24 protein-coding genes are annotated in these 25,471 nt (G+C 63.5%); 10 read left to right on the top strand and 14 right to left on the bottom strand.

Going from position 1 to position 25,471, the window contains the following annotated elements:
- Positions 1 to 20 precede the first annotated feature (20 nt).
- Genes AAHE99_RS22615 through AAHE99_RS22605 form a run of 3 tightly spaced genes read left to right on the top strand, consistent with a single transcriptional unit; the run spans position 21 to position 3,382 of the window.
- Positions 21 to 1,454 (top strand): alpha/beta fold hydrolase, encoded by a 1,434-nt coding sequence (locus AAHE99_RS22615; RefSeq protein ID WP_342119635.1) that lies wholly within the window; start codon positions 21 to 23, stop codon positions 1,452 to 1,454.
- 12 nt (positions 1,455 to 1,466) lie between these two features.
- Complete coding sequence (locus tag AAHE99_RS22610) at positions 1,467 to 2,201, top strand: ABC transporter ATP-binding protein (RefSeq protein WP_342119634.1); 735 nt, start codon at positions 1,467 to 1,469, stop codon at positions 2,199 to 2,201.
- Positions 2,198 to 3,382 (top strand): ABC transporter permease, encoded by a 1,185-nt coding sequence (locus AAHE99_RS22605; protein WP_342119633.1) that lies wholly within the window; start codon positions 2,198 to 2,200, stop codon positions 3,380 to 3,382. Before AAHE99_RS22610 ends, AAHE99_RS22605 begins: the two co-directional genes overlap by 4 nt.
- Here AAHE99_RS22605 and AAHE99_RS22600 read toward each other — a convergent pair whose 3' ends face one another.
- From AAHE99_RS22600 to AAHE99_RS22580, 5 genes are all read right to left on the bottom strand, one after another.
- Positions 3,383 to 4,615 carry a malic enzyme-like NAD(P)-binding protein gene (locus AAHE99_RS22600; protein ID WP_446728950.1) on the bottom strand — a complete coding sequence of 411 codons (1,233 nt, stop codon included), beginning with the start codon at positions 4,613 to 4,615 and terminating at the stop codon, positions 3,383 to 3,385. It abuts the gene before it with no gap.
- Positions 4,616 to 4,719: 104 nt separating this feature from the next.
- On the bottom strand, positions 4,720 to 6,003 hold the full coding sequence (locus AAHE99_RS22595) for a Glu/Leu/Phe/Val family dehydrogenase (protein WP_342119631.1): 1,284 nt from the start codon (positions 6,001 to 6,003) through the stop codon (positions 4,720 to 4,722).
- 225 nt (positions 6,004 to 6,228) lie between these two features.
- Positions 6,229 to 7,191, bottom strand: coding sequence for a LysR family transcriptional regulator (locus tag AAHE99_RS22590; RefSeq protein WP_342119630.1), 963 nt, complete (start codon positions 7,189 to 7,191; stop codon positions 6,229 to 6,231).
- A 10-nt stretch (positions 7,192 to 7,201) separates the two neighbouring features.
- Complete coding sequence (locus AAHE99_RS22585; protein WP_342119628.1) at positions 7,202 to 8,464, bottom strand: MFS transporter; 1,263 nt, start codon at positions 8,462 to 8,464, stop codon at positions 7,202 to 7,204.
- A complete protein-coding gene (locus AAHE99_RS22580; protein WP_342119626.1) occupies positions 8,461 to 8,889 on the bottom strand; it encodes a MarR family winged helix-turn-helix transcriptional regulator in 429 nt (142 codons plus the stop codon). The genes AAHE99_RS22585 and AAHE99_RS22580 overlap by 4 nt, the downstream gene beginning before the upstream one ends.
- A gap of 98 nt (positions 8,890 to 8,987) precedes the next feature.
- Between AAHE99_RS22580 and AAHE99_RS22575 the strand changes: the two genes are divergently transcribed.
- A complete protein-coding gene (locus AAHE99_RS22575; RefSeq protein ID WP_342119624.1) occupies positions 8,988 to 9,524 on the top strand; it encodes a DUF882 domain-containing protein in 537 nt (178 codons plus the stop codon).
- Here the strand turns inward: AAHE99_RS22575 and AAHE99_RS22570 are convergent.
- The 7 genes from AAHE99_RS22570 to AAHE99_RS22540 all read right to left on the bottom strand — a co-directional run bounded on the left by AAHE99_RS22570 (position 9,515) and on the right by AAHE99_RS22540 (position 16,736).
- Entirely contained in the window at positions 9,515 to 10,285 is a 771-nt protein-coding gene (locus tag AAHE99_RS22570) for a M23 family metallopeptidase (protein ID WP_342119623.1), read from the bottom strand. The genes AAHE99_RS22575 and AAHE99_RS22570 overlap by 10 nt on opposite strands.
- 10 nt (positions 10,286 to 10,295) lie before the next feature.
- Complete coding sequence (locus AAHE99_RS22565; RefSeq protein ID WP_342119621.1) at positions 10,296 to 11,195, bottom strand: L,D-transpeptidase family protein; 900 nt, start codon at positions 11,193 to 11,195, stop codon at positions 10,296 to 10,298.
- Between the two features lie 102 nt (positions 11,196 to 11,297).
- Complete coding sequence (locus AAHE99_RS22560; protein WP_342119620.1) at positions 11,298 to 13,001, bottom strand: DEAD/DEAH box helicase; 1,704 nt, start codon at positions 12,999 to 13,001, stop codon at positions 11,298 to 11,300.
- Between the two features lie 247 nt (positions 13,002 to 13,248).
- Positions 13,249 to 13,455 (bottom strand): hypothetical protein, encoded by a 207-nt coding sequence (locus AAHE99_RS22555; protein ID WP_342119619.1) that lies wholly within the window; start codon positions 13,453 to 13,455, stop codon positions 13,249 to 13,251.
- 5 nt (positions 13,456 to 13,460) lie between these two features.
- Positions 13,461 to 14,321, bottom strand: a complete 861-nt coding sequence (locus tag AAHE99_RS22550; protein ID WP_342119618.1) for an SPFH domain-containing protein — start codon at positions 14,319 to 14,321, stop codon at positions 13,461 to 13,463.
- 213 nt (positions 14,322 to 14,534) lie between these two features.
- Positions 14,535 to 15,326: an enoyl-ACP reductase FabI gene (gene fabI / locus AAHE99_RS22545; protein ID WP_342119616.1), complete on the bottom strand. Its 792-nt coding sequence runs from the start codon at positions 15,324 to 15,326 to the stop codon at positions 14,535 to 14,537.
- Between the two features lie 99 nt (positions 15,327 to 15,425).
- Complete coding sequence (locus tag AAHE99_RS22540; RefSeq protein WP_342119614.1) at positions 15,426 to 16,736, bottom strand: transglycosylase SLT domain-containing protein; 1,311 nt, start codon at positions 16,734 to 16,736, stop codon at positions 15,426 to 15,428.
- A gap of 171 nt (positions 16,737 to 16,907) precedes the next feature.
- Between AAHE99_RS22540 and AAHE99_RS22535 the strand changes: the two genes are divergently transcribed.
- A complete protein-coding gene (locus tag AAHE99_RS22535) occupies positions 16,908 to 17,468 on the top strand; it encodes a DUF1415 domain-containing protein (RefSeq protein ID WP_342119612.1) in 561 nt (186 codons plus the stop codon).
- A complete protein-coding gene (locus tag AAHE99_RS22530; protein ID WP_342119611.1) occupies positions 17,468 to 17,662 on the top strand; it encodes a DUF1289 domain-containing protein in 195 nt (64 codons plus the stop codon). The genes AAHE99_RS22535 and AAHE99_RS22530 overlap by 1 nt, the downstream gene beginning before the upstream one ends.
- A 16-nt stretch (positions 17,663 to 17,678) precedes the next feature.
- Here the strand turns inward: AAHE99_RS22530 and AAHE99_RS22525 are convergent, their stop codons facing one another.
- Positions 17,679 to 18,194: a DUF1993 domain-containing protein gene (locus AAHE99_RS22525; protein ID WP_342119610.1), complete on the bottom strand. Its 516-nt coding sequence runs from the start codon at positions 18,192 to 18,194 to the stop codon at positions 17,679 to 17,681.
- 89 nt (positions 18,195 to 18,283) lie between these two features.
- Between AAHE99_RS22525 and AAHE99_RS22520 the strand changes: the two genes are divergently transcribed.
- Both AAHE99_RS22520 and AAHE99_RS22515 read left to right on the top strand, forming a co-directional pair.
- Positions 18,284 to 21,400 (top strand): EAL domain-containing protein, encoded by a 3,117-nt coding sequence (locus AAHE99_RS22520; protein ID WP_342119609.1) that lies wholly within the window; start codon positions 18,284 to 18,286, stop codon positions 21,398 to 21,400.
- Between the two features lie 10 nt (positions 21,401 to 21,410).
- Complete coding sequence (locus AAHE99_RS22515) at positions 21,411 to 23,678, top strand: xanthine dehydrogenase family protein molybdopterin-binding subunit (protein ID WP_342119608.1); 2,268 nt, start codon at positions 21,411 to 21,413, stop codon at positions 23,676 to 23,678.
- Here the strand turns inward: AAHE99_RS22515 and AAHE99_RS22510 are convergent.
- A complete protein-coding gene (locus AAHE99_RS22510; RefSeq protein WP_342119607.1) occupies positions 23,664 to 24,086 on the bottom strand; it encodes a thioredoxin family protein in 423 nt (140 codons plus the stop codon). The genes AAHE99_RS22515 and AAHE99_RS22510 overlap by 15 nt on opposite strands.
- A gap of 40 nt (positions 24,087 to 24,126) precedes the next feature.
- Between AAHE99_RS22510 and tsaB the strand changes: the two genes are divergently transcribed.
- Both tsaB and rimI read left to right on the top strand, forming a co-directional pair.
- The gene (gene tsaB / locus AAHE99_RS22505) at positions 24,127 to 24,837 is read left to right on the top strand and encodes a tRNA (adenosine(37)-N6)-threonylcarbamoyltransferase complex dimerization subunit type 1 TsaB (RefSeq protein ID WP_342119606.1); all 711 of its coding nucleotides are present in this window, start codon (positions 24,127 to 24,129) and stop codon (positions 24,835 to 24,837) included.
- Positions 24,834 to 25,307 (top strand): ribosomal protein S18-alanine N-acetyltransferase, encoded by a 474-nt coding sequence (rimI, locus tag AAHE99_RS22500; protein WP_342119605.1) that lies wholly within the window; start codon positions 24,834 to 24,836, stop codon positions 25,305 to 25,307. Before tsaB ends, rimI begins: the two co-directional genes overlap by 4 nt.
- Positions 25,308 to 25,471 lie beyond the last annotated feature (164 nt).

The following is a 25,471-nucleotide window of genomic DNA, read 5'->3' as shown; positions in this document are numbered from 1 at the left end:
TCTACCCGAGGAGTTTTCTAATGAAATTGCGTATTTCATGGACGGCGCTCGTCCTTACGCTGGCTGCACTGTTGGCGATCGACGCCAAGGCGGCGGCCCAGCCGGGGCGCGGCTGCCACCTGCGCGGCAGCGAGGAAGCCTTGCGCTGCCACGATATCAATGTGCCGCTGGACCCGCAGCGCAAGGATGCCGGCCAGTTCAAGCTGCACGTGGCAGTGGCGCCGTCTTTCCGCCCGGTGCCGAACAGCGATCCGGTATTCGTGCTGGCGGGCGGCCCGGGTGAAGCCGGTTCCGACGTGGTGGCCCTGCTGGACACGACTTTCAAGCGCATGCGCGCCACGCGCGACATCGTCTTCATCGACCAGCGCGGCACCGGCCTGTCCGGCAAGCTGCGTTGCGATGGCGACCAGATTGACGACGCCGGTTCCGACGGCCAATTGAACCAGGCGGTGGCCAAGTGCCTGTCGGCGATCAAGCATCCGCTTGGCCTGTACAGCACCGCCAATGCCGCCGCCGACATCGAGCAGGTGCGGCTGGCGCTTGGCTACGGCAAGGTGAATATTTTTGGCGGTTCCTACGGCACCCGCCTGGGACAGGCCTATGCCCGCAGCTATCCGAACAGCGTGCGCACCCTGATCCTGGACGGCGTGGCCGCGCCGGAGCAGGTGATTCCAGCCGCCGCGCAGGACGCGCAGCAGGCGCTGGAAGGCATCTTCAAGCGCTGCGCCGACGACAAGGCTTGCGCCCAGGCCTACCCGCAACTGGCGAAAGAGTTTGAAACGCTGCTGGCGCGCGTCAACGCCGGTTCGGTGAAGCTGGACTTCACCCACCCGCGCAACCTGAAGCGCATCCAGCTGCCGCTGACCAACCTGCGCTTTGTGTCGGTGATCCATTCCACCTTGTATTCGCCGCAGGACAGCCAGCGCCTGCCTTACATCATCCACAACGCGTATGAAGGCAACTGGGGCCCGTTCCTGGCGCGCTCCTACGCCGGCAGCGACTACTCACCGGAAGGCTTGCTCTCCATGCCGCTTTACCTGGCCGTGGTGTGCAGCGAAGACATCCCGCGCCTGACCGATGAAGCGCGCGTTGCCGATGAACGCGGCTCCTTCCTGCGCGGCCACGCCGGCCGTATCGCCGCCATCTGCCCGCTGCTGAAAGTGCCGGCCGCGCAAACGCAGCCGGCCAGCCAGATTGCCGCGCCGGCGCTGCTGCTGTCCGGCGCCCAGGACCCGGTCACACCGCCGCGCCGCGCCGAAAGCGCCGCCAAAGCCATGGCCAAGGCCAAGCATGTGGTGGTCAGCAACGCAGGCCACGGCGTGTCGCGCCTGGGCTGCATGCCGCGCCTGATGCGCGAATTCCTCGACAAGCCGGAAGCGGAGGTGGACACCGCCTGCCTGAAAGAAATCGCACCGGTACCGTTCCAGCTTGGCCACGCCGGCGCCAAACCTTGAAAGGATGCATACATGATCCACGTAGAAGACGTACATAAAAGCTTTGGCGACTTTTCCGCACTGTCCGGCGTCAGCTTCAGTGTCGCCGATGGCCGCGCCACCGCGCTGCTCGGCCCTAACGGCGCCGGCAAGACCACGCTGATGCGCACCCTGGTTGGCCTGCTCAAGCGCGACCGCGGCGCGGTCAGTATCGACGGCGTCGATCCGGATCAAGATCCGATGGGCGCACGCCGCAGCATCGGCCTGCTAACCGACCAATTCGGCCTGTACGAACGCCTGACCACGCGCGAATACCTGGAGTACTTCGGCCAGATCAACCGCATGGAAAAGCCGGCCATCAAGCGCCGCATCGAGGAAGTGACCGAGCTGCTTGGCCTGGGCGAATTCATGGAGCGCAGCTGCAAGGGTTTCTCGCAAGGCCAGCGCATCAAGGTCGCCCTGGCGCGCACGCTGCTGCATAGCCCGCGCAACCTGCTGCTGGACGAACCGACCCGCGGCCTTGACGTCATGAGCACGCGCGCCCTGCGCCGCGCCCTGGTCAAGCTGCGCGAGGAAGGCTGCTGCATCATCCTGGCCACCCACGTGATGCAGGAAGTGACGCATTTGTGCGACGACGTGATCGTCATCGCCAACGGCCGCACGGTGGCGCAAGGCACGCCGTCGCAGCTCTGTGAACAAACTGGAATCGCCAGCCTGGAGGACGCCTTCGTCCACCTGGTCGGCACGGAAGAGGGGATCGCAGCATGATGCCGCAATACTTGGTTGTAATGAAAAAAGAGCTGACCGAAGCCTGGCGCGATGGGCGCACGCTGAAGCTGCTGCTGATGTTTGTGTTCATGTACCCGGCGCTGGTGGGCTTTATGCTGCATACGCAGATCCAGCGCGGCACCCGCACGGAAAAGACCGGCATCGACATGGTGATGGTCGGCGCCGCGCAGGCGCCGAACCTGGCCAATTACCTGCGCCAGAAGAACGTCAACATCACCGAGCAGGACGCCATGGGCGAAGCCGAGATCGGCAAGCTGCTGGCTGAAAAGAAGTTCACGGCCGTGCTGAAGCTGGGCGATAAATTCGGCGAATACTACGAAGACCTGCGCCCGGCCCCAATCGAGCTGTGGTTCGATTCCTCGGTGGAGAAAGCCTCCCAGCGCCGCGAGCTGGAGACCATGCTGCGCGAATACGGCAGCAATGTCGCCGGCGCCCGCCTGCTGGCGCACGGCGTTTCGCCGGCCACGCTGTCGCCGCTGATGCTGCAGCGCTTCGATACGGCCGACAGCAGCACGCGCGCCAACAAGAGCATCGGCTTCTTCCTCGGCATGTTCTTCGTTCCGGCCCTGGTCTTCGGCCTGTCGCTGGCGATCGACAGCACGGCGGGCGAGCGTGAGCGCCGTTCGCTGGAAGTGCTGATTTCCCAGCCAATGAGCGCCTTCGACCTGGTGGCGGGCAAGTGGCTGGCTGCGTCCGCGCTGGCCGCGATCGGCCTGGCATTCGAGCTGGGCGTGGCGCACGCGGTGCTGAAGTACCTGCCGCTGGAAGAGATTGGCTTGTCGTGGCGCGTTGATACGCCGACGCTGTTGCTGGTGATTGCCACCGCGCTGCCATTGTGCTTGATGGTGGGCGCCCTGCAGATCGCCATGGCGATGAACTCGCGCACCTTCAAGGAAGCGCAAACCACCGCCGGCCTGGTGACGTTCATCCCGATGCTGCCGGTGTTTATCGTACCCGCGCTGGAACTCAACACCCAGAACTGGATGTATGCGGTGCCGCTGTTGGGCAACCAGACCCTGTTCCAGGGCCTGGCCATGGGCACCAAGCTGGGCGCCACGCCTTACCTGCTGGCCTGCGCCTTGCCGCTGGTGCTGGCCGCAGCAGCGGTAGCATTCGCCACCCGCCGGATGGGCAGCGAACGCTACGTGCTGGGGGTTTGATTACAGCAGGGTCTTGCCGAGCGCCTCGAGGCGCTCGAAATAGGCCGTCATGTCCAGCTCTTTGCGGGCCACGCCGCTGCGCATCGCCGCTTGGGCGATCTTCGGCGTGACGGTCGGCAGCAGGCGGTCGTCCAGCAGGCCTGGTACCACGTAGTCCTTGCCGAAACGGGCATCGCTGCGCGCCAGGCCGGCCAGGGCGGTCACGCAGGCGCGCTTCATTTCGCAGTTGATGGTGGTGGCGCCGGAGTCCAGCGCAGCGCGGAACAGGTATGGGAAGCACAGTGCGTTGTTGATCTGGTTCGGGTAGTCCGAACGGCCGGTGGCGATGATCGCATCCGGCGCCACTTCGCGCACCAGCTCGGGGCGCAGTTCCGGCTCGGGATTGGCCAGGGTGAAGACGATAGGCTGCTTCTTCATGCGCTGCACGTCGGCTTGCGACAGTACGCCGGGGCCGGAAACGCCCAGGAATACGTCGGCGCCTTCCATCACGTCGGACAGGGTGGTGGCCGTGGTGTCCTGCGCCCAGTCGGCTTTTTCGCCGGTCAGGTTGCGGGCCTTGCTCAATACGCCCTTGGAATCGCAGACGAAGATGTTCTCTTTGCGCGCGCCGATATCCACCAGCAGTTCCAGGCAGGCGATGGCCGCCGCGCCGGCGCCGGAGCACACGATTTTCACGTTGGCGATATCACGGCCGGTCATCTCAACGGCGTTCAGCATGCCGGCGCCGACCACAATGGCGGTGCCGTGCTGGTCGTCGTGGAATACTGGGATGCTCAAACGCTCGCGCAGCTTGCGCTCGATGTAGAAGCATTCCGGCGCCTTGATGTCTTCCAGGTTGATGCCGCCGAAAGTAGGGTGCATGGCGGCGATGATGTCGACCAGCTTGTCCGGATCGGTTTCATCCAGTTCGATATCGAAGGAATCGATGCCGGCGAATTTCTTGAACAGGATGGACTTGCCCTCCATGACCGGCTTGCCGGCCAGCGCGCCGATATTGCCCAGGCCCAGCACCGCGGTGCCGTTGGTGATCACGGCCACCAGGTTGCCTTTGGCGGTGTATTCATAGGCCAGCGCCGGATCGCGCGCGATTTCGACGCAAGGCGCCGCTACGCCCGGCGAGTAGGCCAGGGCCAGGTCGTCCTGGCTGGCCACGCTCTTGGTCACTGCGATCGCCACTTTGCCGGGCGTGCCGGCTTTATGGTATTCCAGTGCCTTTTGTTCAAGACTGCTCATGCTGCTTCTCCTTGTGTTCTGCGAAAAACGCCCGCTACAGGCCAGTTTAGCCTGAGCGGGCGTGCTTTGCAGGGCGCTACGCGGGCGCCCGTGCTTGAGTGTGATTATGGGTACAGGCCACGAACTTCGCGGGCAGCCAGCACGCGGGTGCATGCCAGGATGAAGGTTGCGGTGCGCAGCGAAACCTTCTTCTCTTGCGACACTTCCCACACGGAGTTGAACGCGTCCTGCATGATGCGGGTCAGGCGTGCATTGATCTCTTCCTCGCTCCAGAAGAAGGAGGAGAAGTCCTGCACCCACTCGAAGTAGGACACGGTCACGCCGCCGGCGTTACACAGAACGTCCGGAACGATCAGGATGTCTTTTTCGTTCAGGATGTCGTCCGCTTCCGGAGTGGTCGGGCCGTTGGCGCCTTCCAGGATGATCTTGGTGCGGATCTGGCCTGCGTTCTTGGCGGTGATCTGCTGTTCCAGCGCTGCCGGTACCAGGATGTCGGACTCGATGCCCCAGAAGGAATCGCGGTCCTGGGTTGCTTCGGCACCTGCGAAGCCAGCGACGCCGCCGGTTTCCGCTACGTGCTTGTGCAGTTCAGCGACATTCAGGCCGCCCTGGTGCACCACGGTGCCGGTGTGGTCTTGTACAGCGATGATCTTGGAACCAGCTTCTGCGAACATGTTGGCAGCGATGCCGCCCACGTTGCCGAAGCCCTGGATTGCGATGCGTGCGCCCTGGATGGCAACGCCACGCTTGGCAGCCGCTTCGCGGCCGGTCACGAACACGCCGCGGCCGGTTGCTTCACGACGGCCCAGCGAGCCGCCCATCGAGATTGGCTTGCCGGTTACAACGCCGGTCGACAGGTTACCTTCGATCATGGCGTAGGAGTCCATCATCCATGCCATCACCTGTTCGTTGGTGTTCACGTCCGGTGCAGGGATATCCTTGGTCGGGCCGATGATCAGGCTGATCTCGCTGGTGTAGCGGCGGGTCAGGCGCTGCAGTTCACCTTTGGACAGGGTCTTCGGATCGACACGGATACCACCTTTTGCGCCACCGTATGGCACGTTGACGGCGGCGTTTTTCACCGTCATCCATGCCGAAAGGGCCATCACTTCCGACAGGGTCACGTCCTGGTGGAAGCGCACGCCGCCCTTGCCTGGGCCGCGCGACATATTGTGCTGCACGCGGTAGCCCTCGTAGTGGGCGATAGTGCCGTCATCACGCTCGATCGGTACGTCGACAACCAGGATGCGCTTTGGACGCTTCAGGGTTTCCACCCAGCGGGACAGGTTGCCCAGGTGAGGGGTGACGCGATCGATTTGTTTCAGGTACTGGCCCCATGGACCGAGATCGTCGGCGTTGAGGTAGGAAGGCAAGGCGTGGTTGGTCATTGTGTGACTCGCTTGAGTTGTTCGGTAACGCGGCGAATCTTATTCCTGTGCAATTCCGGAGGCCAATGCCGAGTGCGCATCCGGTTATGCAAAATTTGCATAACCTTGGATTTGGTAGTCGAACTACAACCCGGTAAACCTGGGTCAGACCCAAGGGTCAGACCCGATACGCGCCCGCCGCCGGCCTGGGTCCGACCCTTGGGTCGTACCCAGGTTTACCGGGGTTCAGCGGTCGGACGCAGGCAACCGCCGCTTCGCCGAAGCCGGCTTCTGCCGCTCTGCGAGATGCTCCCAAAGCCTTGCCACAATCGCCTTGCCAGGCCGTGCAGCGCTTGGCCGCTCGCGATAGAGCCGGATCTCCATCTCGATTTCCCACTCCGCGCGCCCGCCGTCGGCTGGCGCCAATAGCTTTTGTTTAACTTCGCGCGTCACCGCCGATTCGGGCAGGAAGGCAATCCCGCGCCCCTCCAACGCCATCATCTTCAAGCCCTCCGCCATATCCGTCTCGTAGTGGGTCTCAAGATGCAAAGCCTGCTTCGCATCCGACACGATCAGGTCGACCATGCGCCCCAGGTAAGCATTGGTGGTGTAGGAAAGGAAAGGCAGCGGAGCAGTCTTCCGCCCCGGCAGCACAAACTCCGGCTGCTTCGCCTTATCGCAGCGCGCATAGGCCCGCAGCGCCTCGCGCCCCAGCACCAGCATGTCGTAGCGTCCCGGATCCAGCTGGACCGGCTGGCGCGGATGGTGGTAGCACAGCAGCAGGTCGCAGCCGCCTTCCACCAGCTGCAGCACCGCGTCGTGCACGTTCAGCGCCATCAGCCGCGAATTGATCGGCGCGAATTCCTCCTCGAGCTGCGTGATCCACTTCGGCACGAAGGTCAGCGACAAGGTATGCGGAACCGCCAGGTCGATGCTGTTCTGCGCCGCTGCACGCTTGCCGCGCAATAGTTCTCGCACGCCGTTGATCTGGCTAAGCATTTCCAGCGCCTGTTCGTAGAACACCAGCCCCGCCGGCGTCACGCGCGTCGGGTAGGAGGTGCGGTCGATCAGGTCCATGCCCAGCCAGTTCTCAAGCGACTGGATGCGCCGCGAGAAAGCAGGCTGCGTCACATGGCGCAGCTGCGCCGAGCGGCTGAAACTATTCGTTTCGACCAGCGAGATAAAGTCTTCAAGCCATTTGGTTTCCATAGCGCAGATTCTACCCGCTCAAACCGATGCGGCGCATTGGCGTAAACACCCAGGCCAGCGCCACGCAAGCCAGCAGCACAAAGCCGCCGCCGACAAACATCTCCTGCAACGACACGTACTGCAGCAACCAGCCGGTGAGCGCTGCCGACAGCGGTGCAAGTCCGAACAGGATGAACATGAAGATGCTCATGGTGCGGCCGATCATCTGCGGCGGCACGCGCTGCTGGATCCAGGTGAAGATCACCACGTTGATCAAGCCTTGCAAAGCGCCCAGCGCAAGCAGCAGGAGGCCGCCTTGCCACAACGCTGTAATCGCGCCCAGTGGAAGCAGCAGCAGGCCGGCGATGGCGTCGATACCCAGCGCCATCAGGCCGATGCGCATGCGGTTGGCCGGCGTGGCGCCGTTACGGCGCGAGGAGAACGCCGACCAGCCCATGCCCAGCAGGCAGCCCGCGCCATGCGCCGCCATCAGCATGCCGAAAGCGGAACCGTCGTGCAGGCGCTCCTTGGCCAGCACCGGAAGGGCAACCTGCATCGTGCCGCCGATCAGCAGTGACACCAGGCCCCAGTAGCCGAAGCAGGCGCGCATTTCGACATCGCGCCAGACGGTGGCGATGCCTTCGCCAACCGAGCGCCACACGCTGCTTGCGGGCGCAGCCGCAGCGCCAGGCAGCGGCAGTGGCACGACCCTGGACAAGGTCCATGCCGAAATCACAAAGCTGGCGCAATCGAAGGCGAAGGCGAGGCCCAGCGCATGCATGCCGCCTTCGCCATTGCCGCCGACGGCCAGCAGCAGCGCCGCCAGCAATGGCCCGGCCAGCAGGCCAATCTGGCGCAGGCCCATCATGACGCCGTTGGCGGCCTGCAGCAGCTCGCGCGGCACCGCGTGCGGCATCATCGATGTACCGGACGGGATGGCGAAAGCCTGCGCCAGGCCGATGCCGAGCGATAGCACATACACCGCAGGCAAGGTCGCGCTGCCGGTCAGGGTCAGCGCGGCCAATACGCCCAGCAGCACCGAGCTGGCGTGCTTGGACAGCATCAGCACGCGCTTGGGCGAATAGCGGTCGACCAGCGCGCCGCCGAACAGGATGAAGATGGCACGCGGGACGCCCAGCAAGGCCAGCACCAGGCCGAGCGAGAGCGGGTCGCCAGTCAGCTTCAGCACCAGCCAGGGCAGGGCGATCAGGGTGAACTGGTCACCCAGCATGGAGAGTACGCCGCCGGACAGCAGCCAGCGGAAGTTGGTATCGGTTTTCAGCGTGGTAGTCATTTTTGAAGCCCTACCAGGTTGCCGAGGACAGTGTTCAGGGGCGCCAGCTCCTCGTCGCTTGAATGGCGCAGCAGGTCGGCCGCGTATTCGGCGGCGGTACGCTGGGCATTGTCCAGCAGCCCGTGCCCGGCGGCGGTGATCACCGCGTAACCGACGCGCGCATCGCGTTCATCGGCCTGGCGCGCCACCCAGCCGGTTTTTTCCAGTGGCAGCAGGGTGCGGGTGACGCCGGACGCGGTCAGGCCCAGGCGGTCGGCCAGGTCGACGCGGCGCAGGCGGCCGCCGGGCGCGTTGGCCAGGCTTTGCAGCAGCATGAAGTCGCTGAAGCTCAGGCCATGGTGGCCGCCCAGGACGGTGTCCAGGCGGCGGATGATGGTGGCGTGGGTGCGCGCCAGGCGCAGGCAGAATTCGAGTGCGTTATCCATGACTATTCATTGAAAAGTGCTTGAGTAATCAAGTATATCGAAACTTCTTTCCGCGCGCCATAAAAACATGGAATCGGCGTCAGCGGTAAGCTAACGCCATGAACCACCGTCGATCCTTCCTTAAAAGTTCCGTCGCAGTGGCCTCAGCGCTGGCCCTGCCATCCATGGCGCGCGCGGCCATCGCGGCGCCGCATGAGCGCAGCCTGCGCTTTTACAATACGCATACCGGCGAGACCCTGCGCACCATGTTCTGGGCCGACGGCCAGTTTATTCGGGAAGCGCTGCAGGACATCAACCATCTGCTGCGCGACCATCGCAATGACAAGATTGCAACCATGGATCCAGAACTGCTGCTCATGCTGGAACGCGTCAGCGCGCAGTTCAGCAACAATGAAGTGATCCATGTGATTTCCGGCTACCGCTCGCCCGAAAGCAACCGCAAGCTGGCGGAAGCCAGCGGCGGGGTGGCGAAGCACAGCATGCACCTGGAAGGGAAGGCGATCGATGTGCGCATTCCGGGGCGCGACCTGGAGCGCCTGCACAAGGCGGCGCTGGCGCTCAAGGGCGGCGGGGTTGGCTATTACCCGACTTCACAGTTCGTGCACATGGACACGGGGCGCGTGCGTCACTGGTGACCCAGCAGCGGGTAGGGGTTGAGCGGTTTTCCCTGCCACCAGTTCTTTTCCGGACCCAATTCGAACATCGCAAAGTGCAGGTGCGGCGCGGCGGGATCGGCATTGCCGGTGGTGCCGACATAGCCAATCACATCCCCCCGTTTCACCTGCTGGCCCTCTTTCAGCGAGGTCGCGTAGTGGTCCAGGTGGGCGTAGTAGTAGCTGTACTTTTCGTTTGGATCGAACTGGTAGATCGTCAGGCCGCCGGGTTTGCTGTTGAATAGCTTGGCGATGCGGCCGTCCGCCACCGCGTAGACCGGGGTGCCGATCGGTGCGGGGATGTCGAGCGCTTCGTGTACCCGTTCCGCACCGCGCGGCTGGCTGTAGGTGTCGCGGATTTGCGCCGCCTTGATGCCGGCCACGGGGATCAGCAGCGACGAACCGCTGCCGCTGCTGGCGACCAGGCCGCCGGTGCCGCTGCTATCGGCTGCGCGCATGCCGGCCATTGAGTCGCCGGATGCCTTGCCGGCGCCGGGTACGCCTGGTTCGCTGGTGCCGGGCGTCGCCGCGCGGGCGGGCAGCGCGTGTTCCGCTGCTGCTGGCGTGGACTTCGGCTCGATGGGCGCTATGGGTGCCGCTGCGCGCGGTTGCTGGTCGGCGGGGACGGTGATGGCAGCCGTCTCGCGGCTGTCGAGCGGCACGCGGCTTAACAGCAGCAACGTGCCTGCCGCACCGAGGACAATACCGATGACCAGGGTGCCGAATGTGCCTAAAGGTCTCATGACGACCTCCTTATTCCTGCAGCACGACTGGCGTACCCGGCCCCACGGCATCGGCGACGCGCGCAGCGTCCCAGTTGGTGAGCCTGATGCAGCCGTGCGACTGCGTTTTGCCGATCTTGCCCGGCTCCGGCGTGCCGTGGATGCCGTAATGGTCGATCGACAGATCGATCCACGCCACGCCGACCGGATTATTCGGCCCGGGCGGGATGGTGGCCTTGCTTTCATCCGGCCGCGCATCCCAGAACAATTGCGGGTTGTAGTGGAAGGGCGGGTTGCGCGCCACGCCATTCACTTTCCACTGCCCGACCGGCAACGGGTCGTGCTCGCTGCCGGTGGTGGAAGGCATTTGCGCGATCAGGCGCCCGGATGCATCCAGCAAAGCCAGCGTGCGGTCGCTGCGGTCCACCACCACGCTGGCGGCTTTCGGCAGGGTGCGCGCGGCGCCGATATTGGGCACCATGATTTGCGCGCCGGCCTGCTCGATTTCCTTGCCTGGATTGAGCTTGCGCAGCAGCGCCGGGCTGGCGTGGAAGCGCTCTCCCAGTGCCTCCGCCGCGCTCGAATAGCCCATCGCCTGCATTTTGGCCTTGTCGGCCATATCCTCCGGCACCGGCTCGAAGGGGCCGGCGACGTCGGCGTCGGTCACGGTGTACGTGGTGAGCACCGGCTGGCCATCATCCAGCGCAGCCAGCGTCGCCTGATCGGCTTTGCCCGTCTCTGGCAGGCCGCGCGCACGCTGGAAGCCGATCAGCGCTTGCCGCATATTGTCGCCGGCGGAACCATCGATCTGGCCGGGTGAGAAATTGGCCCGGTCAAGCAGCACCTGGGCGCGCAGGGTTGGGGAGGGCGAGTCCGGAGCCGCATGCGCGCCCGTGCCGGCTAATAACAGGACCATGAGAGCTGTTTTCATGGCCGCAGTGTCGCGCCGATTCGTTTGGCGCTCTGTTCGATGACGTACAAAAGAAAAAGGCCGCCAGGTTGCCCTGGCGGCCTTCTTATTGCTCGCTATCGATTAGCGATCGCCCCATGGGCGGCGCGGTGCATCGGTGCGTGGGCCCTTGAAGCCGCCCGCATCGCGGTCGCGGTTGCGGAAGGTGCTCTCGCCGCGCTCACGGAAACCGCCTTCCTTGCGGAAGCCGCCTTCGGGACGGAAACCGCCGCCGTCTGCACGGTTACGGAAACCGCCTTCATTACGCGGAGCGCTTTCCGGGCGTTCGTTGCGGAAGCCGCCCTCGTTGCGCTGGCGGAAGCCGCCTTCAGGACGGAAACCGCCTTCAGCGCGCACGCCGCCTTCGTTACGGTTACGGAAGCCGCCTTCGCTGCGCTCGCCACGGAAACCGCCTTCGTTGCGGTAGCCGCCTTCGCGACGCTCACCAGCGAACGGGTTGCCTTCGCTGCGATAATGGCCGCCTTCCGAACGCGGGTTCGAGAAGGAACGCTGGCCTGGCTTGGCGTTGCGGCCATCGCCCGGCTTCCAGCCTGGACGCGAAGCGGAACGCGAAGGCGCTGCACGCTTAGGCTCGAAGCCTTCGATCACTTCGACCGGAATCGGCTGGCGGGTCAGGCGTTCGATGCGGCGCACCAGCATGTTTTCAGCATGGTTCACCAGCGATACTGCGACACCGTTACGGCCAGCGCGGCCGGTACGGCCGATGCGGTGCACGTAGTCTTCAGGGAACTTCGGCAGGTCGTAGTTGAACACGTGGGTGATGTTCGGCACGTCGATGCCGCGTGCTGCCACGTCGGTCGCTACCAGTACCTTCACGTTACCGCGGCGCAGGCCGTCCAGGGTGCGGTTACGCGCGCCCTGGTGCATGTCGCCGTGCAGCGCAGCGGCGGAGAAGCCGGCGATGTTCAGGCGGTCGGCGATGGTGTCGGCGTCACGTTTGGTGGCGGTGAAGACCACTGCCTGGTCCATGGTTTCGTCGCGCAGCAGGTGGTCCAGCAGGCGGTTCTTGTGCGACAGGTCGTCCACGAAGTGCACGCGCTGCATGATGTTCTCGTGCTTGGTGGTGGCGGTGTTGATCTGGATGATCTGCGGCTCTTTGGTGATGCGGCGGGCCATATTACCCACCACGCCGTCCAGGGTTGCCGAGAACAGCATGGTCTGGCGCGAATCAGGGGTAGCGGCAACGATCTTCTCGATGTCGTCGATGAAGCCCATGTCCAGCATGCGGTCAGCTTCGTCCAGCACCAGGATCTGCAGCTGGGAGAAGTCGATCTTGCCTTGCTCCATATGGTCGATCAGGCGGCCAGGGGTCGCCACCAGGATTTCCGGATTGCGCGACAGCAGTTGCATCTGCTTAGGGTAAGGCATGCCGCCCAGGATTGCGACCGACTTGATGTGGCGCAGCTGGGAGGTGTACTTGGTGGTGTTGGTGGTGACTTGCAGGGCCAGTTCACGGGTTGGGGTCAACACCAGCATTTTCGGGGTAGCAGGGCGGAAGCGCGGACGCTCGCCACGGGCGCGCGCCGACTGGGCTTCCTGTGCGGCGGTCTTGCCGGCGCCGGTGTAAGGCGCGCTGGCCAGAAGGTGCAGCGAAGGCAGCATGAAGGCCGCGGTCTTGCCGGAGCCGGTCTGCGAGGAAACCAGCAAGTCCTTGCCTTCAATCGCCGCAGGGATGGCCTGCTGCTGGACTGGAGTCGGCGCGGTGTAACCGGACTCGGTCAGTGCGTTGAGGATGGACGTGTGGAGACCAAGTGCTTCAAAAGTCATGTATATCTTTCGTAAATCAAGCGAAAAAAAGCAACGCTAACCAGAACGACGAAACGACTCTATTTTGTATAGAAATTTCGGCACAAAAGCTTTGCGCCGGGACGGTGTCATTTGACTACGACACGCAAGGCGGAGGGCTTTTTAGGCGGCATCCAATGTTTAGGGATGCGGCAGATAGGTTCGCGAAGCTGCTATTTGTGTTTTTATTACAGCTGCGTTATGTGTGTTGCAGCGCACAAGGGGTGAATTATACAGGCTTTTCGAAAGCCGTGTCGGGATTTTCTTGCGCTGGTGCGGGGCGCGGTTTGATACCCCGGCGCGCCAGGGATTCCCGCAGCAGGAACTCGATTTCCGCGTTCACGCTGCGCAAATCCTGGGCGGCCAGGCGCTGCAATTCCTCCCACAGGGCGGGATCGATACGCAGCGGGAAGGCTTTTTTGCCGGGGCTTGCCATATTGCTTAGTTGTACAGGGTGCCGGTGTTGACGATTGGCTGGGTTTCTTTGTCGGAGCACAGCACGACCAGCAGGTTGCTGACCATGGCGGCTTTGCGCTCGGTATCGAGCTCCACGATTTCGCGCTCGGCCAGGCTGTTCAGCGCGGCTTCAACCATGCTGACAGCGCCGTGCACGATGCGGGAGCGGGCGCTGACGATGGCTTCGGCCTGCTGGCGGCGCAGCATCACTTGCGCGATTTCCGGAGCGTAGGCGAGGTGGGTGAGCTTGGCGTCCACCGTTTCCACGCCCGCTGCGCCGAAACGCGCCTGCAGTTCCGCCCTGAGTGCCTGCGAGACTTCATCCAGGCCCGAACGCAGCGTCATCTCGCCCTGAGCCAGGTCTTCGCCCTCGTCATAAGCATAGCGCGAGGCCAGGTGGCGGATTGCGGCTTCCGCCTGCACCGCCACGTAGCGCTCGAAATCATCCACGTCGAAGATCGCCTGCGCCGTATCCTGCACGCGCCACACGATGGCGGCCGAAATCTCGACCGGGTTGCCGCGCTTGTCGTTCACCTTCAGGGTTGGCGCGTTCAGGTTGCGGGCACGCAGCGACAGGCGCTGCTTGCGGTACAGCGGGAAGGCCCAGCGCAGGCCCTCGTTGCGGTCGGTGCCGATGTATTGTCCGAACAAGGTCAGCAGGGCGCTTTCATTCGGCTGCAGCATGTACAGCCCCGGCGCCAGGAACACCGCCACCAGCGCACACGCAGCGGCCAGCAGCGGCTGGAAAGCACGCAGCATCAGGAAGGCCAGGATCGCCAGCGCGACCACCACGGTAAGGGCCAGATAGCCACTGTAAGACGAGAACGACTTTTCGTTGCGGGTCATGATCAATCCTATGAAGGTTACATCAAAGTGATATCACTTTAGTCTCACTTTTCCAAGTTGTCAATTTGATTCCGCGCAAAGGCTCGATGCTGGGCTGAAAAAACAGGGACGGAACAAGTTTTCCGCCCAGCGGAAAACTTGTTCCGTCCCTGTTTTTCTTCCCCAAATTGAGAAAGCCGCCCGGAGGCGGCTTTGGAGATGAGCGGACGAGGATTACTCGTAGTCGCTCGAATTCAGGCCCATCACGTGCGAGAAGCCGCCGTCGACATACATGATGTCGCCGGTGATGCCGGAGGACAGGTCGGACAGCAGGAACGCTGCGGCGTTACCCACTTCTTCAATGGTCACGTTGCGGCGCAGTGGGGCGTGGGCGGAGGCGAAGCCCAGCAGCTTGGAGAAGTCCTTGATGCCGGAGGCAGCCAGGGTCTTGATCGGGCCGGCAGAAATGCCGTTCGAACGGATGCCATGCTGGCCCAGGTTCTCTGCCAGGTAGCGCACGGAGGCTTCCAGCGATGCTTTGGCCAGGCCCATGGTGTTGTAGTAAGGGATCGCACGTACCGCGCCCAGGTAGGACAGGGTCAGCACGGAGGAGCCAGGCTTCAGCAGCGGCAGGGCGGCCTTCACCATGGCCGGGAAGCTGTAAGCGGAAATATCGTGGGCGACGCGGAAGTTTTCGCGGGTCAGGCCGTCCAGGAATTCGCCGGCGATCGCTTCACGCGGGGCGAAGCCGATGGCGTGCACGAAACCGTCCAGGCGGTCCCAGCTCTTGGCCAGGTCGGTGAACAGGTTGGTGATCTGTTCGTCGCTGGAGACGTCGCAGTCGAAGACCAGGTTGCTGCCGAATTCGGCGGCGAATTCAGTGATGCGGTCTTTGAAGCGCTCGCCAACGTAGGTGAAAGCCAGTTCGGCGCCTTCGCGGTGGGCAGCCTTAGCAATGCCGTAAGCGATGGATCGGTTGGACAGGACGCCAGTAATCAGGATTTTTTTGCCTTGCAAGAAAGCCATATCTACTCCAATGGGGTTATACCGCAAGAACGGGATTGTAAACGCGGCGGCGCCACCCCTGCAAGTTTGGCAAGGGGGTGGCGGGCCGGTAAAGCCGTTTTAGTTGCTGCGGCGGGACTTGGATTTGCCGGCTTCGTCACGCTTGACGCGTGGCTTGACCAGGCTGACTGCCGGCTTGGACTCGCTGCGGGAGGAGGAAGCCTGGCGGTAATTGCTGCGTTTCGGGCCTGCGCGCTCGGCGTCGTCCAGCGCCAGGGCGGCGTTTTCGATCACTTCGCTCGAGATGTCGCCGGCACTGGCGGAAACCTTCGGCACCAGGATGGTGGAGCCGGCTTTCAGCACCGATTTCTGCGGAATATTGTTGGCCTGGCGGATCGCATCCGGCGTGGTGCCGAACTTGCGTGCCAGGGAAGCAATGCTTTCACGGGCGCTGCTGATCTTGTGGGTGGTCCAGCTCGACAGGGCGTGGGTCCAGGAGGCCAGGTTGGCGGCGAATTTCTCCGCGTTCTCGGTCGGCAACAGGATCTTGGTCTGCTCGCCGCCGGTAATCACCGGCTTCTTGAATTGCGGGTTCAGGGCCTTGAATTCATCTACCGAGATCTCGGCCAGCTTGGCGGCCAGGTTCAGGTCGATATCGCGCGTTTTGTCGATCGCGGTGAAGTAGGGCTCGTTATTGATCGCTGGCAGGTGCACTGCGTACTGGGCCGGGTTGGCGACGATGTTCTTCACCGCCTGCAGCTTCGGGACGTAGTTGCGGGTTTCGGCCGGCATATGTTCGGCCAGGCTCTCGAAATCGGTCGGCTTGCCGGCGGCCTGGTTGCGCTTGATGGCTTTCTGCACATTGCCTTCGCCCCAGTTATAGGCGGCCAGAGCCAGGTGCCAGTCGCCGAACATGGTGTACAGGCGCTGCAGGTAGCTCAGGGCGGCGTCGGTCGAGGCCAGCACGGAGCGGCGGTCGTCCTTGAAGGCGTTCTGCTTCAGGTCGTAGTCGCGGCCGGTGCCCGGCACGAACTGCCACAGGCCGGCCGCGTTGGCGGTCGACAGGGCTTGCGGGTTGAAAGCGGATTCGATGAAGGGCAGCAGGGCCAGTTCGGTCGGCATATTGCGCTTTTCCAGCTCCTCCACCACATGGAACAGGTAGAGTGAGGCGCGGCCGACGGTGCGGTTGATGTAATCCTGGCGGTCGGCGTACCACTTGACGTGCTTGCTGACCAGGGCGTTATTTACATCGGGAATGGCATAGCCGGAGCGGATACGACCCCAGACATCGGTTTCTTTGTATTCTTCGACGGCGGGAACCTGAAGCACCACGGATTTCGCGGGCTCGGTCGCTGCCAGGGACGAGGCTGCCGGGACCGCAGCGCTCAGCGCCAGGGCGATCAGGACAGCTTGTTTGAGTCTATCTTGCATAGTGTTTCGCGGTTGCCTTACAGAAACAAAGGACGGACTATCTAAGGCGAGAGTCTAGGGGCGAAACCCGGTCGAGTCAAGGTAAAATTCGCTATGTGCCTGATTTTCTTGGATAATTATGTCGAACTGGCTATATAATTGATGCCTTGGACAACGAATTTGGATGTATAAATGAGCAACACTCCAGTGGATTATGAAGCCGTCATCGCGGACACCGAACAGTGGCTGGAAAAGGCGGTTATCGGCCTGAACCTGTGCCCGTTCGCCAAAGCGGTGCATGTGAAGAAGCAGGTGCGGTACGTGGTGTCGGAGGCTTCTTCGCCGGAAGAACTGCTGGAGGACCTGATCAAGGAGCTGGAGTTCCTGGCCGAGGAAGATGCGGAGGTGGTCGATACGACCTTGCTGATCCATCCGCTGGTGCTGCAGGATTTTGAGGATTACAACGAGTTCCTGGACGTGGCCGATGCCGCGCTGGAGGAGCTGAAGCTGGATGGCGAGCTGCAGGTGGCGAGCTTCCACCCGGATTACCAGTTTGCGGATACCGACAAGAACGATATCTCGAACTACACCAACCGTTCGCCTTACCCGACCCTGCACCTGCTGCGCGAGGCGTCGATCGATCGTGCGGTGGAGGCGTTCCCGGAGGCGTCCGATATCTTTGAAAAGAATATCGAAACCATGGAAAAACTCGGCCACGAGGGCTGGGATAAGCTGGGTTTGAAGGTGAAGTGATGGCGGAGCAGAAAGTGCCGGAGCGCCCGGATACGCCTTGCGTAGCGGTTTGCTCGACGACCTTTGATGAGATTTGCCGGGGCTGTGGCAGGACCTATATCGAGGTCGCGCATTGGGTGGCCATGAGCGCGGACGAGAAAGAGAAGGTGTGGCAGCGCATTCTGGCGCAGGGTTACCCGCGCCGGAATTCCTGACCCCGGTTTGCCGGGTTTATTCGGCCTTCCACGAGCCAATAAAGTCCTTCTTGCCAATCTCCAGCCCATTGTGGCGCAGGATGTTGTAAGCGGTGGTGGCGTGGAAGTAGAAGTGCGGCAAGGCATAATGCACCAGATACTCCTGCCCCACCCATTGCTTGGTCTTCTCACCGCTACCGGTGGTTACCGAGCGCGTCTCCGAACCCTCAATCGCCTCACGCGGCAGCGAATCCAGGAAGGTCAGGGTGCGCTGGATGCGCAGCTTGAGTTCACCAATGGTCTTTTCAGTATCTTCATAGGACGGCACATCCGCGCCAGCCAGGCGTGCGCCCGCGCCCTTGGCGAAGTCGGCCGCAATCTGGATCTGGCGGGTAAATGGCAGCATGTCCGGGAACAGGCGGAACTGCAGCAAGGCGTTCGGATCGAGCTTCTTTTCCTCAACATAGGCGTCGGCCTTGTCAAGAATGGACAGCAGGCTGCCCAGGATCTGGCGGAAGACCGGAATCGAGGCGGAATACATAGAAAACGACATAGGGTAACTCCTTCCTTTATAGAGTGGCGATCATACCAAGATACGTGCATAATTGCTGCTGGATAATCTTTTCCAACAGAACCCGCTGAATGGCTCGGAATTTATATAACAAACTTAGGTCCCGCCTGAGCGCACTGTATGGCTTGTCCATCTATGGTGCCCTGTTACTGGTGGTATTCGGCGGCCTGGTGATTCCGGCGATTATCGGTAGCTACTTGCTGATCGGCGTGCACGAGCAGAAGTCGGCGCAGACCGCCCTGAACGAATCCCTGCAGCGCAATGCCGACATTTTGGCGCTCGGCATGCAGGAATCCCTGTGGAATATGAATGCGGAATCGGCCCACTCGCTGGTCGAATCCGTGATGCGCGACCGCTCGGTGCTGCAGGTGCAGGTCACCGGCCAGGCTGATACCCAGTTCATGCACGTGGAAGCGCCCAAGCGCGCCATCGGCAATGTGGTGCGCGCCGAACGCGAAATCCTGGTGCGCGGAGAGAAGATCGGCAAGATCATGGTCGAAATGGACGATGCACGCTCGCAGCAGGAACTGCGCGAGAAGCAGCTGTCCTATGTCTTCGTGCTGGCGGCGCAGCTGACGGTGTCGCTGCTGCTGATCGTGCTGTTCCTGAACCAGCGCCTGTTGAAACCCCTGCGCAAGCTGATGCGCTTCTCCGACCGCCTGTCGCACGGCGATTTCGAAACCCGGATGGAATTGAGCGGCAGCGACGAACTGGGTCGCCTGGCCGGCCAGCTGGACCAGATGCGGGTCGCGATCAAACACCTGTTCGAAGACATCGCCCAGCGTGAGGAGCGCTTCCGCACCATCGTGACCCAGGTGCCGGGCGCGGTGTTCCGCTTCCGCCCCGATGGCCCGATCGATTTCGTGTCCGACGCCATTGAAGAAATCTCCGGCTACTCCGCCGCGCAGTTCATGCGCAGCACCACCCATGCATGGGCCAACCTGATTTGTCCTGAAGACCGCAAACGCCAGCGCCGCGTGGTGGTGCAGGCGATCCAGGACGGCAAACCGTACGAAATCGAATATCGCATCATCGACTCCACCGGCACCGAGCGCTGGGTGGCCGAGAACGGCCAGCCGCAGCCGGCCGAATCGGGCGGTTCGCCCTGGGTCGACGGCATCATTTCCGACATCAGCCAGCGTAAGCACAATGAGATGCGCATTGAAGGCCTGCTGGCGGAGCAGAGCGCTATTCTTGATAACGTGATGTTCGGCGTGATGTTCGTGCGCCACCGTACCATCGTGTCCGTCAACCGCCGCTGCGAGGACCTGTTCGGCTACGAGCCGGGCCAAATGATCGGCGCCTCCACCGCCATCGTATTCCCGACCACCTTCGATTTCGAATCGGCCGGCGCGCGCCAGTATCCGTCGCTGCAGAGTGGCGAGTACTTCAGCGAGGAGCGCCACTACCGCCGCAAGGACGGCTCGCTTTTCTGGTGCATGGTGTCCGGCTGCGCGATCGACCAGAACCGCCCGAACGAAGGCTCGATCTGGGTGTACGCGGACATCACCGCGCGTAAGGAAGCGGAAGAAAAACTGCGCCTGTCGGCCACCGTGCTGGAACACATTGCCGACGGCGTGATGGTGATCGATGATAAAGGCACCATCGTGGCCGTCAACCCGGCCTTCACCCAGATTACCGGCTACACCGAGGCCGAAGCATTGGGCCGCGACCGCAGCGTGACGCGTTCGGGCCGCCACGATGAGCAATTCCACGCCGAGCTGTGGAAGGAGCTGGTAGACCACGGCTACTGGCGCGGCGAAATCTGGAGCCAGCGCAAGAGCGGCGAGTTGTACCTGGAGTGGCTGACCCTGACCGCGGTGCGCGATTCGCGCGGCATCACAACCCACTATGTGGGCGTATTCAGCGACATCACCCTGGTCAAGGAATCGCAGGAAAAGCTGGACCACCTGGCCCACCACGATCCGCTCACGCAGCTGCCGAACCGCCTGCTGTTCCACGACCGCCTGCAGCACGCTATCCAGCGCTCCATGCGCAGCAACGAGCAGCTGGCGCTGCTGTTCATCGACCTTGACCGCTTCAAGAACGTCAACGACACGCTGGGCCACCATATCGGCGACGAGCTGCTGAAGCAGGTGGCGCACGCGCTGTCGGACAAGCTGCGCGAAGGCGACACGCTGGCGCGCCTGGGCGGCGACGAATTCATCGTGCTGCTGGAAGACGTGGAAGGCCAGTACGGCGCCGGCCAGGTGGCCGAGAAGCTGGTGGCCATGTTCGAACATCCATTCATGGTGGCCGGGCACGAGCTGTTCGTGACCTGTTCGGTCGGCATCTCGGTGTTCCCGACCGATGCCAGCGACCTGAATATGCTGATCCGTAACGCCGACGTAGCCATGTACCAGGCCAAGGCGCGCGGCCGCAACGGCTACCGCTTCTACCAGCCATCCATGACGGGCGAGGGCGTCGAACGCCTGCGCCTGGAAACCTATCTGCGCCGCTCGATCGAGAAGGAAGAAGTCTTCCTTAACTTCCAGCCGCAGGTCGAAATCGATACCGGCAAGCTGCTGGGCGTGGAAGCGCTGGTGCGCTGGAACCATCCGGAACTGGGCCTGGTGCCGCCGAACCGCTTCATCCCGCTGGCGGAAGACACGGGCTTCATCAACCAGCTGGGCCAGTGGGTGCTGATCGAGGCCTGCCGCCAGATGGTGCGCTGGCAGGAAGCCGGCCTGCACGTGCCAAAAATTGCCGTCAACCTGTCGGCTAAGCAGTTCGAGCGCGGCAGCATGGTCAACACCGTGGCCGACATCCTGCGCGAAACCGGCCTCGAGCCGCATCGCCTGCAGCTGGAAGTAACCGAGTCGGTGATCATGAATACCGGCGATGCGCTGGCCTTCATCAACGACCTGCACGCGGTCGGCGTGTCGCTGGCGATCGACGATTTCGGCACCGGCTATTCCTCGCTGGCCTACCTGAAGCAGATGCCGGTGCAGACGCTGAAGATCGACCGTTCCTTCATCAAGGATATCTCGACCGACGTCAACGACGAGGCCATCGCCATCGCTATCATCCAGCTGGGCCGCAGCATGAACCTGTCCGTCATCGCGGAAGGCGTGGAGACGGAGCAGCAGGCGGCCTTCCTGCTGCGCCATGGCTGCAACCAGGCGCAGGGCTACTATTACAGCCGGCCGGTAATGCCGGAGGACTTGCTGCAGCGCTGGCTGCCGTGATGGGACCACTATGCTGAAACCAAAACAATCCTCGCGCCGCCGCTTCATGTTGAGCGGCGTTGCCATCGCCGGCGCCATGCTGGTCGGCTGGGGTGTGATGCCGCCGCGCCAGCGCCTGCGCGGCAAGGAACAGCTGCCGCTGGAAAACGGCGCAGTCCCGCTCAACGGCTGGATCGCCATCGCTTCCGACGGCACCGTGCAGCTGGCGATGCCGCGCGCGGAAATGGGGCAGGGCGTGCACACCGCGCTGTCCATGCTGGTAGCGGAGGAGCTGGATGTCGGGCTGGACGCGATCAAATTGGTCCAGGCGCCGGCCGACAAGATTTACGCCAACCTGGCCGTGATGCGCGAAACACTCCCATTCCATCCCGACGATACCGGCCGCACGCGTGCCTTTGCCAGCTGGATGCTGGGCAAGGTGGCGCGCGAACTGGGCATCGTCATCACTGGCGGTTCGTCCAGCGTGAAAGACGCCTGGAGCGCGATGCGCGAGGCCGGTGCTACCGCGCGTGCGCTGCTGGTGGCGCAGGCTGCGCAAGACTGGAAAGTGCCGCCGGAGCAGGTGCGTACCGAGAATGGCCACCTGTACCACGATATCAGCAAGAAGTCGGTGGCATACGGCGCGCTTGCCGCCCGTGCCGCCCTGGGCCAGCCGGGCAAGGTCACGCTGAAAGACCCGCATGCCTTCCGCCTGATCGGCACCAGCGTGCCGCGCCTCGATTCGCGCATCAAATCCGAAGGCGCGGCCATGTACGGCATCGATGCCCGGCCCGAAGGCATGGTCTACGCGGCGGTGCGCATGTCGCCTGTGGTGGGCGGCAAGATCGCCGGCATTACCCCTGCCGAGGTGGTGAAGATGCCGGGCCTGCTGTCCGTGATCGATTTTTCCAACGCCATCGAGCCGTTCAACGGCGCCGGCGCCGGCGTGGCCGTGGTGGCGAGCAGCTTCTGGCAAGCCAAACAGGCCGCTGCTGCGCTGCCGGTGCGCTGGGATGGCGGCGCCAATGCCTCGCTGTCGAGCGAAGCGATTTACACCTCGCTGGCCAATGCCCTTGAGTCGGAAAATGGCGACAGCTACCACCAGCGCGGCGACATGGCGCAAGCCGCCAACGCCCTGCGCACCATCAAGTCGGTGTATCGCGTGCCGTACCTGGCGCATGCCTGCATGGAGCCGATCAACTGCACGGCCCAGGTCAAGGATGGCAAGGTGACCGTGTGGGTGGGAACCCAGGCGCCGACCTTTGCCCGCCGCGCGGCGGCGCGCGTGGGCGGCGTCAGCGAGTCGGACGTGATCCTGCACGAATACCTGCTGGGCGGTGGCTTTGGCCGCCGGCTGGAGGCGGATATGGTGGCGCAGGCGGTCGCCATTGCGCGCGAAACCAAGGGCGCTCCGGTGCAGGTGATCTGGACGCGCGAGGACGATACCACGCACGACGTCTACCGTCCGGCCGCGCTGGCGCGCATGACGGCGGGCCTGGATGCTGCGGGCAATATCATCGCCTGGGAAGCCAAGACGGCCGGCGGCGCGCTGACCCACCAGTTCACCAAGCGTAACCTCGGCCTGCCGGGCGCGGGCCCGGACCGTTCGACCGCCGAAGGCGTGTACGACATGCAGTACGAAATCCCGAACCAGCAGATCAACCATGTAGTGGTGGATGGCGCCGTGCCGCTGGGGAACTGGCGCTCGGTGGGACACTCGCAGAATGCCTTCTTCAAGGAGAGCTTCGTCGACGAGATGGCCAGTGCGGCGGGCAAGGATCCGGTGGAATTCCGCCGCACCATGCTGCTGAACCACCCTCGCCACCTGGCGGTACTGAATGCTGCTGTGGCCAAGGCCGGCAAGCCGGCGGAGGGGCGTGCGCACGGCGTGGCGCTGCACCAGTCGTTTGGTTCCATCGTGGCCCAGGTGGCGGAAGTGTCGGTGCAGGACAAGCAGATCCGCGTGCATCGCGTGGTGTGCGCCATCGACTGCGGTATCGCGGTCAATCCGAATATCATTGCGCAGCAGGTGGAATCGGCAGTTGTGTACGGACTGTCGGCGGCGCTGGGCGGCGAGATCACCATCAAGGAAGGCAAAGTCGTGCAGAGCAATTTCGCCGACTATCCAGTGCTGCGCATGAATGAGGTGCCGGCGGTGGAAACCGTGATCGTGCTGAGCGCCGAGCCGCCCGAAGGCGTTGGCGAGCCTGCTACGCCGGCGATTGCCCCGGCCGTGGCGAATGCGGTATTCGCGCTGACCGGCCAGCGCCTGCGCAGCCTGCCGCTACGCCTGGCCTAACAGCGCGCGCAGGTTGCACTCCTGCTGCCATTGGCGGCGTTCCGGGGTGGACGCCGCCTGGCGCGCCAGTTCTTCGTCGCTGAGCTCTGCCTGGGTTTCGATCAGGCGGTGCGCCACGTTCGGGTCGGGCAGCATGGTGCCGAAGAAGGCCACGTGTTCGTGGCGCTGGATCAGCAGGGTCGGGAAGTTCTCGACATCGAGGTCGCCCACCAGGTCGGCATGGTCTTCGATATCGACCCACAGGAAGTACTTGTCCGGATGGCGGCTGGCCAGTTCCTCGAATGCCGCGCGGTAGGACGCGCAGGTGCCGCACCAGGCGGCGCACAGGCAGGCCACGATCAGGTGGTCCTGCGCCAGCGCGGCGGCCACTTCGGCGCGGTTGTCGGCTTGTAGGGTAGTGCTGTGCATGGGGTGCTATTGTACATGGCCACAGGTTAAAATATCGGCCATGGCTACCATTCTTGCAATCGAAACATCCTCTGAATTGGCTTCCTGCGCCTTGCTGCGCGGGGAGCGCGTGTATTTCCGCGAATCGTCCGGCGTGCGCACCCATTCCCAGGCCGTACTGCCGATGATCCAGGAATTGCTGGAGGAGGCGGGTATTGTCCTGCGCGATTGCGAGGCGATCGCTTACGGCGCGGGGCCGGGCTCGTTCACCGGTGTGCGTACGGCCTGCGGTATCGCGCAGGGCCTGGGCTTTGGCGCCGGATTGCCGCTGCTGCCTATCGTGACCCTGGACGCCATGGCGCTGGCGCACCGCGCCCGCCACGGCGACGCCGCGCCGGCGCAGGTGCTGACCGTGCTCGATGCGCGCATGAACGAGGTCTATTGGGCGCAATACCGCTTTGACGACGCCGGCCAGCCGGTGGCCGTGCTGCCTGCCGCGCTTTCCGCGCCGGGCGACGTAGCGCCTGCGGGCGAGGTACGTTCCTGCGGCAATGGCTTCCCGGCCTATGCCGAGGCTTTCGCCGGCAAACCGTTTGCCGAAGGCGCCGACGCCGCCATCATGCCGCACGCCGTGCAGGTCGCGCAGCTGGGCCGGGCCGCTTTCGCCGCCGGCCATGCGGTGCCGGCTGCCCAGGCGCAGCCGCTCTACCTGCGCAATAAGGTCGCCTACACCAAGGCAGAACGTGAAGAGATGAAGGCGTCGCAGGCATGAAGCAGCAGGCATGGGATCTGGCGCGGCTTGTTTATGAGCCGATGCAGGAAAGTGACCTCGATGAGGTGGTGGCGGTGGAGGAGGCGGTGTACCCGCACCCCTGGAGCCGCGCCAATTTTTCCGATTCCCTGTCGCAGGGCTATCACGCCTGGGTGCTGCGCGCGCAGGACCGGGAGTTGATGGGGTATTTCCTGGTGATGGGGATCGTCGATGAGGCGCATCTGCTGAATGTCGCCGTGGCACGGCCCTGGCAGGGGCGCGGGCTTGGCCGCTTGCTGGTCAACCAGGCGGTCGCCCTGTCGCGCGGGCTCGGGATGGAGTCGGTCCTGCTGGAGGTGCGCCCATCCAACGGGCGCGCGCTGGAGATCTACCAGCGCTATGGTTTTTCTGAAATCGGGCGCCGCAAGGGGTACTACCCGGCTGCCAACTCAACCCGCGAGGACGCCATTGTGATGCGTTATGCCTTATGAGTGATCGCCGCTCCGCTGTGTTTTTGGAGGAGATGGGCGTTGGGCCGCAGTGGCGCTTGCGCAATCGTCCGGCCGCCGCCGCCGAAGAGGCGCTTAGCGATGCTGACTTCGCCGCAGCGGTCCACGCCGCCGTCGCCGAGCCCGCGCCGCTGACACCCGTCACC

This window comes from Pseudoduganella sp. OTU4001 (assembly GCF_038440195.1).
Taxonomy (GTDB): domain Bacteria; phylum Pseudomonadota; class Gammaproteobacteria; order Burkholderiales; family Burkholderiaceae_D; genus Rugamonas.
Note: the sequence above shows the minus strand (reverse complement) of the source record. Positions and strands in the feature narration are given on the sequence as shown.

What these genes read in the sequence shown, in the direction of transcription:
- rimI (WP_342119605.1), top strand. Translation starts at nt 24,834, where the DNA reads ATGAAGCAGCAGGCATGGGATCTGGCGCGGCTTGTTTATGAGCCGATG.
- AAHE99_RS22555 (WP_342119619.1), bottom strand. Translation starts at nt 13,455, where the DNA reads ATGGCAAGCCCCGGCAAAAAAGCCTTCCCGCTGCGTATCGATCCCGCC.
- fabI (WP_342119616.1), bottom strand. Translation starts at nt 15,326, where the DNA reads ATGGCTTTCTTGCAAGGCAAAAAAATCCTGATTACTGGCGTCCTGTCC.
- AAHE99_RS22510 (WP_342119607.1), bottom strand. Translation starts at nt 24,086, where the DNA reads ATGCACAGCACTACCCTACAAGCCGACAACCGCGCCGAAGTGGCCGCC.
- AAHE99_RS22575 (WP_342119624.1), top strand. Translation starts at nt 8,988, where the DNA reads ATGAACCACCGTCGATCCTTCCTTAAAAGTTCCGTCGCAGTGGCCTCA.
- AAHE99_RS22565 (WP_342119621.1), bottom strand. Translation starts at nt 11,195, where the DNA reads ATGAAAACAGCTCTCATGGTCCTGTTATTAGCCGGCACGGGCGCGCAT.
- AAHE99_RS22560 (WP_342119620.1), bottom strand. Translation starts at nt 13,001, where the DNA reads ATGACTTTTGAAGCACTTGGTCTCCACACGTCCATCCTCAACGCACTG.
- AAHE99_RS22590 (WP_342119630.1), bottom strand. Translation starts at nt 7,191, where the DNA reads ATGGAAACCAAATGGCTTGAAGACTTTATCTCGCTGGTCGAAACGAAT.
- AAHE99_RS22610 (WP_342119634.1), top strand. Translation starts at nt 1,467, where the DNA reads ATGATCCACGTAGAAGACGTACATAAAAGCTTTGGCGACTTTTCCGCA.
- AAHE99_RS22520 (WP_342119609.1), top strand. Translation starts at nt 18,284, where the DNA reads ATGGCTCGGAATTTATATAACAAACTTAGGTCCCGCCTGAGCGCACTG.
- AAHE99_RS22570 (WP_342119623.1), bottom strand. Translation starts at nt 10,285, where the DNA reads ATGAGACCTTTAGGCACATTCGGCACCCTGGTCATCGGTATTGTCCTC.
- AAHE99_RS22580 (WP_342119626.1), bottom strand. Translation starts at nt 8,889, where the DNA reads ATGGATAACGCACTCGAATTCTGCCTGCGCCTGGCGCGCACCCACGCC.
- AAHE99_RS22605 (WP_342119633.1), top strand. Translation starts at nt 2,198, where the DNA reads ATGATGCCGCAATACTTGGTTGTAATGAAAAAAGAGCTGACCGAAGCC.
- AAHE99_RS22600 (WP_446728950.1), bottom strand. Translation starts at nt 4,615, where the DNA reads ATGAGCAGTCTTGAACAAAAGGCACTGGAATACCATAAAGCCGGCACG.
- AAHE99_RS22615 (WP_342119635.1), top strand. Translation starts at nt 21, where the DNA reads ATGAAATTGCGTATTTCATGGACGGCGCTCGTCCTTACGCTGGCTGCA.
- AAHE99_RS22540 (WP_342119614.1), bottom strand. Translation starts at nt 16,736, where the DNA reads ATGCAAGATAGACTCAAACAAGCTGTCCTGATCGCCCTGGCGCTGAGC.
- AAHE99_RS22585 (WP_342119628.1), bottom strand. Translation starts at nt 8,464, where the DNA reads ATGACTACCACGCTGAAAACCGATACCAACTTCCGCTGGCTGCTGTCC.
- AAHE99_RS22595 (WP_342119631.1), bottom strand. Translation starts at nt 6,003, where the DNA reads ATGACCAACCACGCCTTGCCTTCCTACCTCAACGCCGACGATCTCGGT.
- AAHE99_RS22525 (WP_342119610.1), bottom strand. Translation starts at nt 18,194, where the DNA reads ATGTCGTTTTCTATGTATTCCGCCTCGATTCCGGTCTTCCGCCAGATC.
- tsaB (WP_342119606.1), top strand. Translation starts at nt 24,127, where the DNA reads ATGGCTACCATTCTTGCAATCGAAACATCCTCTGAATTGGCTTCCTGC.
- AAHE99_RS22515 (WP_342119608.1), top strand. Translation starts at nt 21,411, where the DNA reads ATGCTGAAACCAAAACAATCCTCGCGCCGCCGCTTCATGTTGAGCGGC.
- AAHE99_RS22535 (WP_342119612.1), top strand. Translation starts at nt 16,908, where the DNA reads ATGAGCAACACTCCAGTGGATTATGAAGCCGTCATCGCGGACACCGAA.
- AAHE99_RS22530 (WP_342119611.1), top strand. Translation starts at nt 17,468, where the DNA reads ATGGCGGAGCAGAAAGTGCCGGAGCGCCCGGATACGCCTTGCGTAGCG.
- AAHE99_RS22550 (WP_342119618.1), bottom strand. Translation starts at nt 14,321, where the DNA reads ATGACCCGCAACGAAAAGTCGTTCTCGTCTTACAGTGGCTATCTGGCC.